Genomic DNA, 16,121 nt, shown 5'->3' with positions numbered 1-16,121 from the left:
ACCGTAGAACGTGTTTCAGAAATTGGGAATGGTGTCGGTCATTCGAGCGTGGCGAGGAAATCCGTGCACGCCCGCGCGCAGGCCCGGCACGCCGCCGCCGAGTCCTCGGCTCCCGGCTGCCCGTCGAAGACGTGGGCGGCCTCCAGGCACACGGTCCTGCACCACTCCACCTGGACGCGGATGGTGCTCTCGTCCACCTGGTTCTGCTCGGACAGCACGCGGCAGGTCGCGTCGCAGACCTCCGCGCACATGATGCCCTTGCGTCGTACGAGTTCCTGGTTCTCGGTGCCGTCGGGATCCACGAGGCTGGCGCGCAGCGCGCACGCCCGCGCGCACTCCGTGCACGCCTGCGCACAGGCGAAACGGTCCTCCAGGAACCGGAACAGCTCCTCCTGGGATGTCGTCGAAGTCACACCGCGCGGGTAGCCCCGGTCGGCGCCTGCCAAACCCGGTGTTCTCCGGAGTTCCGCCCGGTGCGGCGGTCACCCGTGTCCAGCAGGTTCACGGAGGGGTCCAGGGGTACCCGCGTGCCATGAATAGCGCATGGATGGAGATGGCCGCGGGTCGTGGCGCCGTCGGCATCGGGCTGATCGTGGCGGGCGTGGTGGTCGTGGCCCTGCTGCTGGGGGCCTTCGCCCTCGGCGTGCGCGTCAAGCGCAAGGAACCTCCCACACCACGCCCGGACGAGCAGCCGCGGCTGCCCGCCGGTGGCCCGGTCCGTGAGACCAGTGAGCGCCGTGAGCCCGAGGAGGTCCCGAGAAGCGAGGAGCGTCTGACCCCGCACCAGCTGAAGGGACACGGCAACATGAGCGACCGGACGAGCGCGTCGCAGGAGCGTCCGCGGTGGAACGAGGGCGGCAGCGGAGGCTTCGGCAGCGGCGGCCCCGGAGCCCGCTGAACACGGGAGGACCGCGGACCCGCAAAGGGGCCTGTGCCGGTGCACAGGCCCCTTTCCCATGCCCTGACCCGCCCCGCCCCGCCCGAGGTGAGGTGGATCACAGGTTTCGAGTGCATCGTGGGGTGGGGGCCAGCGTCTTTTGAGAGGTGTAGGGGGCCACTGAGACGCAGGACGGTGAGGATGGAGCAGTTTCGGGCGGACGGCTTCGACGATTTCGCGGCCGCCCGTTGGTCGGCGCTGCTCCATGTCGGGCGTCTGCTCACGGGGGGCGATCGGCAGCGGGCCGAGGATCTGGTGCAGGAGGCCTTGGTCAAGTTGTGGTTCGCGTGGCCGAAGGTCGCCGAGCAGGCTCCGGAGGCATACGCCCGGACGGTGCTGGTGCGGCTGGCGGCCCGCTCGGCGCGGCGGCGCTGGTGGGGCGAGCGCCCCGTGGACCAGCTGCCCGACCGGGCCGACCCGGGCGACGTGTCGTCCGCCGTCGCCGAGCGTTCGCGGCTGGAGGCGGCACTGGCCCAGCTGCCGCCGAAGCAGCGCGCCGCGGTGGTGCTGCGCTATTGCGAGGACCTGCCCGAGGCCCAGGTCGCCCAGGCCCTGGGCTGCCCGGTGGGCACCGCCCGGTCCCATGCGTCACGCGGAGTCGCCCGGCTCCGCCAGATCCTGTCCGACACCGTCAGGCCCGTGGGGTGAAAGGAGAACCGATGGACGACTTCGAGCGGGACCTGTCTCGGCTCATGCACGACACCCGGGAGCACACCCCCTACGAGCCCGCGCACCGGCAGCGGCTGCACGCGGGCATCCGGGCCCGCCGCCGGTCGCAGATGCTGTGGAAGGCGGGCGGTTCGGCGGTGGCGGTGGCCGGGCTCAGCGTCGGACTGGCCTTTCTGCCCGGCATGCTCACCCGCGCGCAGCCCGCCGATCCCCGGCCGCAGCCGGCGACGAGCCCGACGACCTCACCGGACGGCACGCCGACGACCGAGCCGTCGGCGACCAGCCCGACCCCGACCCTGCAGCCCGAGACGTCCCTGCCCGCGACCACCACCGGCGGCATCACACCGTCCGGGACGACGACCCCGCCGCCCGACCCCACACCGACGGCCACGGCCTCCGAGAGCCGGACCGGCACGACGCCCCCCGCGCCACCGCCCTCCCCGACACCGACGACCGTCCCTCCGTCGGCGCTGGAGTCCGAGGAACCCTCCGCATCGGCCTCCACCGAGTAGCCGCCTGAGCGGCCCTCCACGTCGGGGGGCTTCTCGCTCCGCATCCTTCACCGCACCACCCGCCACGGGCGCCTTCGGCATGCCCGGAACCGGTGCACCGGCATGCCCGCGCACCAGAAAGAGACCGTGAGACGCCATGCGAACCGCACGGCGGCCGGCCCTGATCGACCGCCCCGTACCCGAACCGTCCGCGCTGCCTCGCCGGGCGCCGCTGCCCGCGCACCATCCGGACCCCGTCCTGGACGTGGTCGTTCCCGTGTACAACGAGGAGAACGACCTGGAACCCTGCGTCCGGCGCCTGCACGCGCACCTCGGCGAGACCTTCCCCTACGCCTTCCGCATCACCATCGCCGACAACGCCAGCACCGACCGGACCCCGCAGATCGCCGCGCGGCTGGCCGCGGAACTGCCCGGCACCCACTGGATCCGGCTGGCGGAGAAGGGGCGGGGCCGTGCGCTGCACACCGCGTGGTCCCGCTCCCCCGCCCCGGTGCTCGCGTATCTGGACGCCGACCTGTCGACCGACCTCGCCGCGCTGCTGCCGCTGGTCGCGCCGCTGATCTCGGGCCACTCGGACATCGCCATCGGCACCCGGCTGGCCCGGGGCTCCCGGGTGGTGCGCGGCCCGAAGCGGGAGATCATCTCCCGCTGCTACAACGGGCTGCTGCGCGGCACGCTCGCCGTGGGCTTCTCCGACGCGCAGTGCGGATTCAAGGCGGTACGACGGGACGTCGCCGAGCGGCTGCTGCCGCTGGTGGAGGACCGCGAGTGGTTCTTCGACACCGAGTTGCTGGTCATCGCGGAGCGCGCGGGCCTGCGCATCCACGAGGTGCCGGTGGACTGGGTGGACGACCCCGACAGCCGGGTCCACATCCTCTCCACGGCGCTGGCGGATCTGCGCGGCATGGCCAGGCTGGGCGGGGCCCTGGCCCGCGGCAGGCTGCCGCTGTCCGCACTGCGCCGCAGCGGCGGCGACCTCGCCGGGGACCTGCCCACGGGGCTGGCACGGCAGGTGGTGCGTTTCGCCGCCGTCGGTGCCGCCAGCACCTTGTGCTACGTGCTGCTGTACAGCGTGCTCAGACCGGCGGCGGGGGCGCAGGCCGCCAACGCGCTCGCCCTGCTCGCCAGCGCGATCGCCAACACGGCGGCCAACCGCCGGCTCACCTTCGGTGTGCAGGGCCGTGGCGGCGCACTGCGCCACCACCTCAAGGGCCTCGCCACGTTCCTGGTCGGGCTGGCCCTGACGAGCGGTTCGCTGGCCGTCCTCCACCACAGCGCGCCGGACACCGGCCACCGGGTCGAGCTCGTGACCCTGATCGTCGCCAACCTGGCCGCGACGCTGCTGCGTTTCCTCCTCTTCCGGGCCTGGGTCTTCCCGGCCCGCCGCACGACAGGACCCTCCGCCCCATGAGCACCGTCCAGCTGCGCCGCCCGCCCTCACTCGCCGAAGAGCACCGGGTTCCCCGCGGCTCGCGGGAGTTCCGGCCGCGGCTGCGCGCCGCCGCCAGGCGCTACGGGCCCGTGCTGCTGACGTACGGCGTGCTGAAGCTGGCCGGCTTCGCCGTCTTCATGTATCTGCTGGACGCGGCGGGCGACTTCCGGAGGAAGAACCCGCGCTTCGGCGGCGGCGAGCACCCCTGGGACGTCCTGGCCAGCTGGGACGGCTGGTGGTACCAGCAGATCGCCGCGCACGGGTACGACCCGGCCCTGAAGCCGGTCCCGGGCGCGACGGGCATGATCACGCTGGAGGGCAACTCGGCGGCGTTCTTCCCGCTGTACCCGGCCCTGATGCGGCTGGTCTCGGAATGCACCGGACTCGGCCTGTACGGCGCCGGCCTGACGGTGTCCGTCATCGCCTCGTTCGCCGCCGCGCTCGGCGTCCACGCCGTCACCGCGCGCCTCGGCGGCCACCGGGCAGGGCTGGTCGCGGCCGGGCTGTGGGCGGTCTGGCCCGGCTCGGGCACGGAGTGGTCGGGCTACTCGGAGTCCCTGTACACGGCTCTCGCCGCGTGGGCCTGCCACGCCGTCATGACCCGCCGCTGGCTCACGGCCGGCCTGCTGACCTGCGCGGCCGGGCTCTGCCGGCCCACGGCGGTGGCGCTGGTCGCCGCCCTGGCCGTCGCGGCGGTGCTGTCCCTGCGCCGGCGTGCGGACGGGGTCCGCCGTCCCCTGGCCGCCGTGGCGATCGCGCCCCTGGGTCTGTTCGGCTACCTCGCCTGGGTCAACTACCGCATGGGCGACATCAACGGATACTCCAAACTCCAGGACGGCGCCTGGGGGCACAAGTTCGACTGGGGAGTCCACTCGTTCAACGTGCTGACGTCCATCCCCGTCGGCCACTTCGACTACCTCTTCGCGATGCCCTTCGAGGACGTGATCGGCCTCTGCGTGGTGCTGGTGGTACCGGTGCTGACCGTGCTGCTGGCGCGTCTGCGACCGCCCGCCGTGCTCGTGGTGTACACGGTGCTCTCCTACCTCATGGTGATGACCACCCAGCAGTACTTCGGCAACGTCTCGCGCTATCTGCTGCCGCTCTTCCCGCTGTTCGTCCCCCTGGCTCTCGCGATGCGCCGGCTCCAGTGGCCGTCCCTGGCCGCTGTGCTCGGCACGGCCGCGCTGACCTCCGGGTCGTACGCGGGGTACGTGCTGTTCGTGCTGGGCGTGCCGTAGAAGCCGGCGGTGCCGGGTGAGAAGGCTCGGAAACACTCCCTTTACGCGGGAAGTTCGGAAACACTCCCTTCACGCGGGAAGTATTGAGGGGTAATGACCGCTGCCTACCGTGCCTGCCTTGTCAGTACCCGACCCGCAGCAAGGAGGCGTGGCATGAGCGCCGAGCCGCGACTGGCCGCAGTGGCCGAGCCGGAACCCGCACCCCAGGCAGTACCGGGCACGGACCAGGCCGTCAAGGAGACCCTCGAGGACTACACGCTCCGCTTCGCGCCGCGCAGTTACCGGTGCTGGACCCCGATGGTCGTGGCGACGACCGCGCTCGGCGGCATCGCCTACATGGCCGACTTCTCCATCGGGGCCGGCATCGGCCTGGCCCACGGCACCGGCAACGCGCTCCTCGCGATCGCCGTCGCCGCGGTCGTCATCTTCGTGACCGGCTTCCCGCTGGCCTACTACGGGGCCCGCTACAACATCGACCTGGACCTGATCACCCGCGGCTCCGGCTTCGGTTACTTCGGCTCGGTCCTCACCAGCGTCATCTTCGCCAGCTTCACCTTCATCTTCTTCGCGCTGGAAGGCTCGATCATGGCGCAGGGCCTGAAGCTGGGCCTCCAACTGCCGCTCTGGCTGGGCTACTTGGTCTCCACGCTGATGGTGATCCCCCTGGTGATCTACGGCATGACGGCACTGAGCAAGCTCCAGGTGTGGACGACACCGATCTGGCTGCTGCTGATGGTCGGCCCGCTGGTCTACCTGGTCGCCACCGACCCGGGTACCGTCGACCGCTTCCTCGCCTACGCGGGCACCGACGGGGACGGCGGCATCGACACCGCCTCCGTGCTGCTCGGCGCGGGCGTGTGCCTGTCGCTGATCGCGCAGATCGGCGAGCAGATCGACTACCTGCGCTTCATGCCGCCCAAGACCGAGGCGAACAAGCGCAGTTGGTGGGCGGCCGTGGTGATGGCGGGCCCGGGATGGGTCGTGCTGGGGGCACTGAAGCAGGCCATCGGTGTGTTCCTCGCGGTGTACGTGATCGCCGAGGTCGGCGGCTCCGCAGCGCCTGAGCCGATCCAGCAGTTCAAGGGCGCCTTCGACGCGATGATGCCGTCCTGGCTCGTCGTGCCGCTGGCTGTGGTGCTGGTCGTCATCAGCCAGATCAAGATCAACGTGACGAACGCGTACTCCGGTTCCCTCGCCTGGACCAACTCCTTCACCCGGGTCACCCGGCGCTACCCGGGCCGGATGGTCTTCGTCCTGGTCAACCTGGGCTTCGCGCTCGCCCTGATGGAGGCCGACATGTTCAGCTTCCTCAACAGCATCCTGGGCTTCTACTCGAACTGCGCGATCGCCTGGGTGGTCACCGTGGCCACCGACATCGGCATCAACAAGTACGTGCTGAAGCTGTCCCCGCACGCCCCCGAGTTCCGCCGCGGCATGCTCTACGCCGTCAACCCCGTCGGGGTCGTGGCCTTCGCCGCCGCCTCGGGGCTGTCCATCGCGATGTACTTCCACGTCCTCGGCGACACGCTCCAGCCCTACTCCCCCGTCGCCGCGGCCGTCATCGCCTTCGTCCTCACGCCGCTGATGGCCGTGGTCACCAAGGGCCGCTACTATCTGCGCCGCACCGACGACGGCATCGCCGAGCCCCTGCTGGACGAGGACGGCAACCCCAGCGCCGTCGCCTACGAGTGCCATGTGTGCCGGCAGCAGTTCGAGCGGCCCGATGTGGCCGCCTGCCCGACCCACGACGCGGTCGTCTGTTCGCTGTGCCTGAGCACCGACAAGGTCGGCGACCACGTCCTGCCCGCCACGGTCTGACCCGCGTGGCGGGAGGGCCGCCGGCCACTCCCACCACAGCAGGTACCAAGTCGGTCTCGGAGGCGCGGCCCCGGACCCGACGGGGCGCGGCTCCGGGGCCCGGGCGGCATACTGATCTTGCAGGAGGCGCTGATCGGGCCGACGTTCGGAAAGGGGATGACGGGACGTGACCACCGAAGAGCCGGACGGGTGGAGAACTCCCCATGAGCCGCCCGGCGTTCCCCCGGTCCCCGACGACGTGTGGCTGAGGTTCCTCACGGACAGCGAGTCCGCCATACGTGTCACAGCTCCCCGGGAGCCCTCCGCCACGGAGCGGGCGGCGGGACGACAACTCCAGCCCCCGCACACCGTCGGCGACCTGTGGCAGCCGGACGACCTGTGGGTCCGCGTGGCGTGGCGGGACCTGGACCGCCGCGCCAAGGCCCGGCGCGCTGGGCGGGTGGCCGCCACCGCGGCCGCCGTCGCGCTCGCCCTGGGCGCCTGGTCCCAGTTGTCCACCGGCGCGGGCACGGACCCCCGTCCGGGCGAGAGCACGGTACGGCAGGTCGAGGGCGCGAATGCGCACCTGTCCACGGCCACCCCGCTCCCGTCCGCGTCCCCCTTCGTACGGCCGTCCCGATAGCCCACGCGCGACAGGCCGAGCCGCCGACGCGCGCCTGGGCGGGCGCCGCCGGACGGACGGCACCGGTTCCCGCGCCCGTGCACGAGACGCTCGGCGGCCAGGACGCGGCCGGCCGCGGCTGAAGCCTGCAGCGGACAGCCGGTGGGCGCCGGTCGGTGAGCGTCGGCGGGACGGCCGGAGCGCCGCCCCGTTCAGCCCGTCTTCCAGCCCCTGCGCGTGTCGATCCGCTCCCACTCCGCGTCCCACTGCTTCATGCGGCGCCGGTCGAGGGCCATACGGACCAGCCAGGTGGCTCCCAGTGCCGCACTGCCGGAGAAGATCCCCGCGAGCGCACCGCCCATGGCGGTGTGCAGCCAGGCCTCGCCGCCGGACACGGGTGGGCTCGTGAGGTCACCGCTGCGGTTCACCCACACGGGGAGGGTGCTCCCGGCGGGTGCTCTCGCCGGTACCCGGGCCTCCTCCCGGTGGGCCGTACCGTCGGGCGCGGTCCACCGCACCTTGCCCCACACCCGGTGGTCGCTCGCCGTTCGGGTCTGTGACGGGCCCGGGGCGTCCTCGACGACCACGGCCCGGACCTGGCGGCTCTCGGCCCGCTGCCGTTCGACGGCCTGCTCGACCGTGCCCGCCGCCAGCAGCCCCGCGAGCAGCCCGCCCAGCAGGGCGAGCAGCCAGCCGGCGAGCACGACCCAGGCTTCGACGACGTCGACGCGCCGTCGGAGCACGTTGTGTCGCCACCGCCACCACCGCACGGTCACGCGTTCTGACGCTTCCATGGGCCGACACCCCCTCGTGAGCAGCGGCAGCACCCTTCCAGTGTGCGCCTGTCGGCCCGAAGCGCCCGCCGATCACTGCGGGGCGGGCCGTCCCGGAGGGCAGGGGCGTGGTTCAGCCGGGCGAGGCCGCGACGCGTACCCGGTCGCTCCGGTCGCCGGAGAGGAAGGAGGCCATCGCCCGTCCTTCCTCGGCGACGGCCGTGCGGTCGGTCCGGGAGAAGCGGCGCAGCGGGGTGACGAGCACCGTGTCCGCCTCGACGGTCCAGGTCGCGGCGACCCTCCCGTCGACCAGGACGACCCGGGCGCCGGCGACGGACAGCGGGCGGTGTGCGTCGTCGATGATCCGGCTGCGGTCGTGGTAGCCGAGGATCGCGTTGTCGAACGCGGGCAGGAACCTCACCGGTGCGGGGGTGCCGGGGTGGGGGCGGGGTGCGTCGGGGAGGTCGAGCAGTTCGCGGCCGCGTTCGTCGCGGAAGGCGACCAGTTCCTCGCGGAGAGCGGAGACCGCGGCGGGCAGTCCGGCCAGCCCACACCAGGCACGCAGGTCGGCTGCGGTGGCGGGGCCGAACGCGGCCAGGTAGCGCCGTACCAGCGCTTGGCCCACGGGGTCGCAGACGTCCGGGGAGAGCGGGTCGATCTCGCGCCCGAGCCAGGAGGGGATCTGCGCGTAGCGTGCTCCGCCGGTGGTGCGCCACAGGCCGCGCGGCGGCACCTGGACCGTCGGCAGGAGGGCGGCGACCAGCATCTCGCCCAGGGGCCGCGGCTCCGCGGCGGGCAGGTGTTCGGCGACGGCCCGAGCGAGTTCGGGCATGGAGCGGGCTTCGCCGTCGGCCATGACGGCGCGCCCCGCCGCCGCGAGCGCACCGAGATCGATCCCGGCGAGCTCGCGCCGGTAGACGCCGAGGCCCCGTTGGCGGAGCATGCCGTCGTGGCGGGAGCGCCAGGCCACGACGTCGTCGGCGGTGACGAGATGGACGGTGCGGCGCATCAGGTGGGTGCGCACGACCTGCCGCCCGGTCAGCAGGTCGGACAGCTCCGCCGGGTCGAAGGCCCGCAGCCGCGACCACAGCCCGGCGAAGGGCTCCTGCGGCTCCTGCGCCTGCAGACCGCACAGGTGGCCGACGGCGTCGAGGACCGGCAGGTCGGCACGCTCGAGGAGCAACTGCCGTGCCAGGGTCGCGCGGTTGAGCGCGCGGGCGTCGAGAACGGTCATCGGAGCACCTCGGCCTTCGGGTCGTGGGCCGACCCGTGGTCCAGGCGTCCGGGCGGCTTACGCGCTCACGGTCGCACGGGACGCGGTCAGTTCGTGACCGCATCGGCGACGGCGAGTGCGGTCGGCCGGCCGGTCCGGCACCGCGGCTCCGGCCGGCCCCGAACCGCCGCTCCCAGCGCTCCCAACGTTCCCTACGTTCCCTACGTTCCTACGTTCCCTACGTTCCCTATCGAATTACTAGGAAAGTATTGACGGGGCCTTGCGCTCCTGCGCAGGATGATGCGCAGGGTCCACGCACCTTCCCGCCCGTGAGGCTCAACGCCCCGCCCCGCATGCGAACTTGAGGAGATTTCCCATGGGCGTTGCCCCGGCGCCGTCCGGCCCCGCCATGGAGTTCGGCCTACCCCGGCCCGGCGGCGGGCACTGGCTGCGGGTGGCCCGCGAGACGGCGGAGGACCTGGCCACGGACGCGGTCGCCCGAGACCAGGCGGGCAAGCCCCCCTTCGACGAGGTGTCGCGGCTGCGTGAGTCGGGGCTGCTGCCCCTCCTCGTCCCCGCCGAACTCGGCGGCGGCGGCGCGGACTGGTCCCAGGCGTACGCCGTGGTCCGGGAGATCGCGGCGGCCGACGGCGCCATCGGCCAGCTGCTCGGCTGTCACTACTTCACCTCCTGGAGCGCCCGGTTCCTCGCCCGACCCGCCCTCGGTGCCCGGCTGGAGCGGCGATCCGCGGCGGAGGGGTGGTGCTGGGGCGGCGGCCTGGCCCGCCAGGAACCGGAGCTGACCCTCACCCGGGACACACGGGGATACGTGCTGAACGGCCGGCAGAGCTACGCCGCCGGTGTTCTGGTCGCCGACCGCCTCGCCGTACGTGCGGTGCGGGCCGGCACCGGCGAACCCGTCGCCGTCGTGGTCGATCCCGCCCTCCGGGGCGTGGTCGTCGACGGTGACGCCGACCCCTTCGGCCAGCGGCTGGCGGCAGGCGGCAGCGCCGAGTTCGACGCGGTGCCGGTCCCCGCGGACGACGTGCTGGGGTCCCTCGCGGCGGACGAGGACGTCCTGTCGCCGCTGACGGCGCTGGTGTCACCGGTCGGCCGGCTGCTGTCGGCGCAACTCCGGCTCGGCATGGCGGAGGGTGTGCTCGCCGAGGCCCGGGAGTACAGCAGGACCGGCCACTCGCGCCGGCACCCCGACTGGCCCGTCGGCTCCCCGCGGGACCCACAGGTGCTGACGGCGTACGGCGAGCTCACCGTGCTCACCCGCTCGGCGTCCGCACTCGCCGACGAGGCGCGTCAGGCCGTGCAGGGCGGGCTGGCCCACGGCGAGGACCTCACCTACGAGGACTACGCGGAGATCTCCGTCCTGGTGGCCATGGCCGAAGCCGCCGCGTCCAGGGCCGCCCAGGAGTCCACCGCCCGGGCCCTGGACATCATCGGCGCCCGTTCCGCCTCCGCGCGGCTCGGCTTCGACCGGTTCTGGCGCAACGCCCGGACGCACACCCTGTACGAACCCGTCGGTGACCGGCTCCGGGACGTCGGGGACTACTTCCTCACCGGTGCGCACCCTCCGTTCATCCTCCCCGTCTGACCACGCCCCGGCCGACGACGGGCCCCGGTTTGGCCGTACCCGGACTGCACCTGGCCGTTCGCGCCCGTCCGTATCGACGAGATGGTGCGTCGGCAGCAGCCGTGGGCCCGGGTGGCCGCCGAACGTTCCGCCGGTGGGCGGCGTCATAGCGGTAGCCGTCGTCGAAGGGACCTCCGTCATGACCGCCGTGCCCCGCACCGCCCGAGCCGTCTGTGCCGCCGTGCTGATCGGAGGGACGGTCGGCGCGCTCGCCTCCTGCGGCACCGTGACGCCGACGTCCCCGGAGGCGGAGAGCGCACCCCGTCGTGACCGGAGCGGCTGGCAGGAGCCCGCCTCCTACACGTACACGCTCCGGTCGAGCGAGGGGGAACGGAGCCTGCTCGGCACCTTCCGGATCTCGGTCCGCGAGGGCACCGTGGTGAAGGCGGTGGGCCTGGACGACGCCGCGCGCAGGGCGGTCGAGAGCGCACCCGGCACCGTGCCCACGCTCGGCGAACTCCTCGCCGAACTGGAGCAGGCGCGTCGGGACGACGCGCACAGGGCCGAGGCGCGGTACGCGGCCGACGGGCACCCCGTGCGCATCGTCCTCGACTGGGAGGAGAACGCGGCCGACGACGAGGCCCGCTACGACATCACCGCCTACGATCCGGCGCACGACCGGCGCGCCGGGGATCCCGCCGCCCGGCCGGCCACCTGACGCCGACGGGTCCTGGTGGGGCTCGGTCCTTGCCCATCGCCTTGGCGACGGCAGTCCTTGGTGCGGTCTTCGTGCGGTCCACGAGGGCCGCGACGAGAAACGGTCCGGGGGGTCACGGCATCGTGCTCTGGGCGCTGATCAACTCGGTGACCGCGCGGAGACCACCGTGGGCCAGGGCGGCGCGCTGCCGGTCCGCGCCGGTCCCGTCCTGCAGCAGCCGGTGGACCAGGGAGGTGACCTGCCGGGAGTCGCCGGACGCGTCGAGGGCGGGCGCGACGTGCCGCAGGAACTCGTAGAGCACGTCGCCGGCCCGGTGCGGGACGCCGCCCGGGTCGATCAGGGTGTCGCCGAGCCCGTGCCGGGCAGCGTGCCACATGGCGGCCTGCAACAGTTCCGGCGGGCTGTCGGGCAGCGCCACGTCGGCGGTCGCCTCCGCCAGCGCGGTCTCCACGAGGGCCCGGATGATCGCGGCGAGCATGACCGCCTCGTCGGCGCGCAGCTGGACATCCAGGCACCGCACCTCGACCGTGGGATACGTGGCCGAGAGGCGGGCCTGCCAGTAGAGCTGACCGGTGTCGGAGACGAGACCGGACTCCAGCAGCCGTTCCACACGCCGGTCGTAGTCGGCGGCGTCGCGGAAGTGCGGGGGCATGCCGCTGACCGGCCACCGGCTGAAGATCACGGTGCGCCAGCTGGCGAAGCCCGTGTCGTGCCCGTCCCAGAGCGGGGAGTTCGCGGCCATGGCCGTCAGTGTCGGCAGCCGGGAACGGATCCGGTTCAGGACCTGCACGCCCGCTTCCCGATCGGGCACGCCGACGTGCACGTGCGTGCCGTTGACCAGTTGCTCCGCCACCAGCTGGGGGGCCTGGGTGACCATGGCGCGGTAGCGGGCCTGGTCGGTCACGGCGATGGGGCGGCCGTGCCGCACCGGCGGGGTGCCGCACACCCCGATCCGGCAGCCGTGCTCCTCGGCGGCCACGCCCACGGCGTGCCGCAGCCGCAGGAGATGGCCTCCGACCTCCTCCAGGGTGTCGCAGACCGGGGTGGCCACCTCGACCTGGGCCTGGAGCAGTTCGTACTGCACCTCCTGGTCGGCCACGAGATGCCCCACACCCGCCGCCGCGCGCACCTTGTCCGCCTGAGGTACCGGCAGGCCCGTGACCGGGTCGAGCAGCAGGTACTCCTCTTCCACGCCGATCGTCGTCATCGACCATCCTTTTGTTCCGCCCGGCGGCCGGCCGGATTCCGGCCCGCTCCGGGCGCACCTCACGCAGCGGAGGTCACTTCCCGGGGCCCGCTCGTGGAGTCCCGAGTGCCGCGCTCCGGCCGGAGCAAAACGTGACACAGGTGTAGAAAACGCTTGCACGGCCGAAGCTGCGACGGCACGCCGCCGGAGTGCGGGGGCCCGCGCGGCGGGCGGCGTGACGCTCGCCAGGGCCGGGGCCTTCCCCCCTGCAGTACCGGCGGCTCCGGCGGCCAGCCCCCGCCTCAGTGCCGCCCGATCACGCGGCGCCGGCCACACGCCGACGCCGGCTTTCACCAGCGCACGAACCGGTGGCTTCAGTGGCCGTAGGGCGGCTCCAAGCAGCCGGTCTCCGGGTAGAGGCCGTTGACCCGCACCTCGAAGTTCGACTTCTGCACGAACCCCGACACGCAGGCGTCGTCGTGCACGCGCAGGGCGACCCGCGTCCCCTCGGGCGTGACGTAGCCGTCGTCCTTCCAGCGTGGCGACATCTGCGTGACGGTGAGCGTGCCGCCGAGGCGTTTGCCGTCCTGCGTGACGCGCTCCTCCTCGTAGCCCAGCCGGAGCAGTGCCGTCCGTACGGCCGCGGGGTCCCACTTCCGCTGCTCCCACAGCCGCTCGATCACCGGCCGGATGCGGGCGGCCTCCCGCCCGGCGTCCTTCGCATGGGCCGGGGCCATGTCGCCCTCGCGGCGGTAGGCGTTGTTCTCGTTGTAGTGCGGGGCACCGTCGCCGGCACCGGGCTCCACGTACGGCGACGCTCCCGGGGCGCTGGGCGAGGAGCTGCCCGAGGGAGGGGAGGCGCCCGGCGGGGAGGAGGCGCCCGGCGGAGAGGGGGCCGCCCCGCTCCGGGAACCCGGGGCATGGAGGTCACCGCAGGCGCCGACAGCCGCCACGACGGCGAGGGTCACGGCGACGAGGCGGAGCGGGCGGACCGGCATTGAGGTGGACATGAGGCCGACTCTCTCATCGCGGCCGGACCCTCCAGGCCGGGTTTCCGCGGGAGGACGCTCAATCGTTGCGGTACAGAGCGGAGAGGAGTTCGATCGCCGGCTGCGTGGCCGGGTGGGGCTCGTCGTGCCACCACGCGAGGCGAACGGCGATGGGTTCGGCGTCGCGTACGGGGCGGTAGACGACGCCGGGGCGCCGGTACTGGTGGGCGGTGGATTCCGCGGTCATGCCGACGCAGCGGCCGGTGGCGATGACCGTGAGCCAGTCGTCGACGTCGTGCGTCTCCTCGGTCGCCGGGCGGGAGTGGGGTGGCCACAGGTCGGGGGTGGTGGTGCCGGTACGGCGGTCGATCAGCAGGGTGCGGCCACTCAGGTCGGCGAGCCGTACCGAGCGGCGTCCTGTCCTTGTACAGCGCCGTCGAACGCATCGGTCTCGGCCTCGCCGTGACACTGGAGTTCCTCGGCCCGCTCACCATCGCCCTGGCCGCCGCGCGGCGCCGGGTAAACGCGTGCTGTGCGGTGACGGCGGCGGGGGTGGTCGTCCTGATGCGGCCTCAGCCGTCGGCCGACTACGCGGGCATGGGGCTGGGCCTGCTGGCCGCAGCGTGCTGGGCGTCGTACATCCTGCTCAACCGCATGGTCGGACAGCGCCTCCCGGGTGCTCAGGGTTCAGCGGCAGCGGCGGGGCTGTCGGCCCTGATGTTCCTGCCGGTCGGCGCCGTCCTCGTCCTCCGTCAGCCGCCGACCGCGCAGGCCGTCGGCTGTGCCGTCGCCGCGGGGGTCCTGTCGTCCGCCGTGCCGTACCTGGCGGACCTGTTCACGCTGCGCTCCGTACCGGCCCAGGCCTTCGGGCTGTTCATGAGCGTCAACCCCGTTCTCGCCGCGGTGGTGGGCGTGTTGGGCCTCGGGCAGCACCTCGGACGGGCCGAGTGGGCCGGTATCGCGGCGGTGGTGCTGGCCAACGCGTTGAGCATCCTCGCGCGCCGTGGCTGACCCGGCGGAAGGGCGCGCCGCAGGCCTGCGGTCGCTGCCTCCCGGCGAGTCGGCCCCCGGGATCCGTTCGTCGGAGGCCCGGGGGCGCGGGCGGACAAGGCGGCGCGCGCTTGCGGGCCGCCCGGCGTCTTGTCCGCCCTCTGCAGGGTCACTTCGCCGTACTCCCCGGGACGGCGCAGGCAGTGCCGTTGAGATCGTAGGACGCCGGCGGAGCGGAGTTTCCGGTGTGGGCCGCCTGCAGGCCGATGTCGACCGACGCACCCGGAGCGATGGTGCTGTTGTGGGAGACGTTCTTGGCCGTCACCCGGCCTGAAGCGGGCGTGTAGTCCGCGTTCCACCCGGAGGTGATGGTCTGGCCCTCGGGCAGGGTGAAGACGAGGGACCAGCCCTCGATCGCGGTCGTGCCGGTGTTGGCGATGGTGATGTTCGACGTCAGGCCGGTGCTCCAGGCGCTGACGGTGCTGGTGACCCGGCAGGTCGCCGGCCCCGGCGGCGGGCCGGAGCTCTGGAACTGCGTGAAGAACTTCCAGACCTCTCCCGGCAGCCAGCTCCTGCCGCTGTCCCCGGGGGCCCCGTCCTGCGGTGCCGCGATGTGCCCTTCGTCGAACGCGGCCCAGGCGACCGGATGCCCGGTCGAGCAGCCCGAGTAGGTGGTGACCCGGTGCGTCAGGCTGCCCTGCGCCGGCTCGGGCGGGTTCTGGGGAGTGCAGCCGTTGTTCCTGACGAACCTGTCCCGCATCGCCCGTCCGCCGGCGATACCGAGGACGTTGTCCCTGAGGCCGTGCACTCCCAGGTAGGCGATCGGCTGGGTGCCGCCGCTGCATCCGCTGAGCTGCCCGCCGCTCTGCACCGCGACCGCGCGGAAGACCGTCGCGCGGGAGCATGCGAGGGCGTACGACATGGCGGCGCCGTAGCTGAACCCGAGAGCGAAGCGCTGTGTCGTCTCGACGCACAGGTCCGTCTCGACGCGCTTGAGCATGTCGTCGACGAACGTGAGGTCCTCCCCGCCGTTGTTGGCCCAGCCGTTGTTGAGGCCCTGGGGTGCCAAGAAGACGGTGCTGTTGTTCGCCAGGCGCTGGAGTCCGTAGTAGGCCCAGGAGCCCGTTTCCACCGTGCGGCCGGTGGCGACGTCGGTGGAGGTGCCGCCCAGCCAGTGGAAGCCGATGACCAGCCGGTGGGCGCGGTTGCGGTCGTAGCCGTCGGGGACGCGCAGGATGAAGGTCCGGTTCTTGCCGCCGCTGCGGATCGTGTGCGTTCCGCTCGTCAGGGTGGGGGCCTTGCCACACCCTGAGCTCGGGGCGGCGGCTGCGGACGCCGTGAGCGGGGTGCTCCCGCCCCGGCCGTGGCCCAGCGCCGTGCCTCCCATGCTCAGGACGACCAGCGCCGCCAGCACGGCGCTCCATAAGAGGGATCTGGTCCTCGTCATCGTGAAACTCCCC

At 73.0% G+C, this 16,121-nt stretch carries 15 protein-coding genes and 2 pseudogenes; 10 read left to right on the top strand and 7 right to left on the bottom strand.

The annotated features are described in order from the left end of the window. Nucleotides 1–38: 38 nt before the first annotated feature. Complete coding sequence (locus AB0937_RS06690; protein ID WP_366709943.1) at nt 39–413, bottom strand: ferredoxin; 375 nt, start codon at nt 411–413, stop codon at nt 39–41. 119 nt (nt 414–532) lie between these two features. On the opposite strand from AB0937_RS06690, the gene AB0937_RS06685 reads away from it, so the two are divergent. From AB0937_RS06685 to AB0937_RS06655, 7 genes are all read left to right on the top strand, one after another. Next, nucleotides 533–898 carry a DUF6479 family protein gene (locus AB0937_RS06685; RefSeq protein WP_366709942.1) on the top strand — a complete coding sequence of 122 codons (366 nt, stop codon included), beginning with the start codon at nt 533–535 and terminating at the stop codon, nt 896–898. Between the two features lie 180 nt (nt 899–1,078). Next, on the top strand, nt 1,079–1,585 hold the full coding sequence (locus AB0937_RS06680) for a SigE family RNA polymerase sigma factor (RefSeq protein ID WP_366709940.1): 507 nt from the start codon (nt 1,079–1,081) through the stop codon (nt 1,583–1,585). Nucleotides 1,586–1,596: 11 nt separating this feature from the next. After that, entirely contained in the window at nt 1,597–2,118 is a 522-nt protein-coding gene (locus AB0937_RS06675) for a cellulase (RefSeq protein WP_366709939.1), read from the top strand. Between the two features lie 136 nt (nt 2,119–2,254). Continuing rightward, nucleotides 2,255–3,529 carry a bifunctional glycosyltransferase family 2/GtrA family protein gene (locus tag AB0937_RS06670; RefSeq protein ID WP_366709937.1) on the top strand — a complete coding sequence of 425 codons (1,275 nt, stop codon included), beginning with the start codon at nt 2,255–2,257 and terminating at the stop codon, nt 3,527–3,529. After that, nucleotides 3,526–4,788, top strand: a complete 1,263-nt coding sequence (locus tag AB0937_RS06665) for a hypothetical protein (protein WP_366709935.1) — start codon at nt 3,526–3,528, stop codon at nt 4,786–4,788. Before AB0937_RS06670 ends, AB0937_RS06665 begins: the two co-directional genes overlap by 4 nt. Before the next feature lie 153 nt (nt 4,789–4,941). Next, nucleotides 4,942–6,606, top strand: a complete 1,665-nt coding sequence (locus AB0937_RS06660) for an allantoin permease (RefSeq protein ID WP_366709933.1) — start codon at nt 4,942–4,944, stop codon at nt 6,604–6,606. Between the two features lie 166 nt (nt 6,607–6,772). Further along, nucleotides 6,773–7,228, top strand: coding sequence for a hypothetical protein (locus tag AB0937_RS06655; RefSeq protein ID WP_366709932.1), 456 nt, complete (start codon nt 6,773–6,775; stop codon nt 7,226–7,228). A 191-nt stretch (nt 7,229–7,419) separates the two neighbouring features. Here the strand turns inward: AB0937_RS06655 and AB0937_RS06650 are convergent, their stop codons facing one another. Together AB0937_RS06650 and AB0937_RS06645 are read right to left on the bottom strand one after the other, a co-directional pair. Further along, nucleotides 7,420–7,950: a hypothetical protein gene (locus AB0937_RS06650; protein ID WP_366709931.1), complete on the bottom strand. Its 531-nt coding sequence runs from the start codon at nt 7,948–7,950 to the stop codon at nt 7,420–7,422. 163 nt (nt 7,951–8,113) lie between these two features. Next, nucleotides 8,114–9,214 (bottom strand): winged helix DNA-binding domain-containing protein, encoded by a 1,101-nt coding sequence (locus AB0937_RS06645; protein WP_366709930.1) that lies wholly within the window; start codon nt 9,212–9,214, stop codon nt 8,114–8,116. A gap of 355 nt (nt 9,215–9,569) precedes the next feature. Between AB0937_RS06645 and AB0937_RS06640 the strand changes: the two genes are divergently transcribed. Then, the gene (locus AB0937_RS06640; protein WP_366709928.1) at nt 9,570–10,799 is read left to right on the top strand and encodes an acyl-CoA dehydrogenase family protein; all 1,230 of its coding nucleotides are present in this window, start codon (nt 9,570–9,572) and stop codon (nt 10,797–10,799) included. A gap of 178 nt (nt 10,800–10,977) precedes the next feature. Further along, nucleotides 10,978–11,496 (top strand): DUF6174 domain-containing protein, encoded by a 519-nt coding sequence (locus tag AB0937_RS06635; protein WP_366709926.1) that lies wholly within the window; start codon nt 10,978–10,980, stop codon nt 11,494–11,496. A 112-nt stretch (nt 11,497–11,608) separates the two neighbouring features. On the opposite strand, the gene AB0937_RS06630 is transcribed toward AB0937_RS06635, so the two are convergent. The 3 genes and pseudogenes from AB0937_RS06630 to AB0937_RS06620 form a co-directional block, all read right to left on the bottom strand. After that, a complete protein-coding gene (locus AB0937_RS06630) occupies nt 11,609–12,703 on the bottom strand; it encodes a glutamate--cysteine ligase (protein ID WP_366709925.1) in 1,095 nt (364 codons plus the stop codon). 353 nt (nt 12,704–13,056) lie between these two features. Beyond that, nucleotides 13,057–13,692 (bottom strand): hypothetical protein, encoded by a 636-nt coding sequence (locus tag AB0937_RS06625; protein WP_366709924.1) that lies wholly within the window; start codon nt 13,690–13,692, stop codon nt 13,057–13,059. A gap of 58 nt (nt 13,693–13,750) precedes the next feature. Further along, nucleotides 13,751–14,086: pseudogene (locus AB0937_RS06620) on the bottom strand (LysR family transcriptional regulator); the annotation flags it as partial. Between the two features lie 2 nt (nt 14,087–14,088). Here AB0937_RS06620 and AB0937_RS06615 point away from each other — a divergent pair. Next, nucleotides 14,089–14,682: pseudogene (locus AB0937_RS06615) on the top strand (EamA family transporter); the annotation flags it as partial. Nucleotides 14,683–14,830: 148 nt separating this feature from the next. On the opposite strand, the gene AB0937_RS06610 reads toward AB0937_RS06615, so the two are convergent. Beyond that, nucleotides 14,831–16,108: a cellulose binding domain-containing protein gene (locus AB0937_RS06610; RefSeq protein ID WP_366709922.1), complete on the bottom strand. Its 1,278-nt coding sequence runs from the start codon at nt 16,106–16,108 to the stop codon at nt 14,831–14,833. Nucleotides 16,109–16,121: the final 13 nt, after the last annotated feature.

The organism is Streptomyces sp. NPDC047880, from assembly GCF_040706515.1.
In the GTDB taxonomy this organism is placed as follows: Bacteria; Actinomycetota; Actinomycetes; order Streptomycetales; family Streptomycetaceae; genus Streptomyces.
This window is presented reverse-complemented; position numbering and strand designations above follow the sequence as displayed.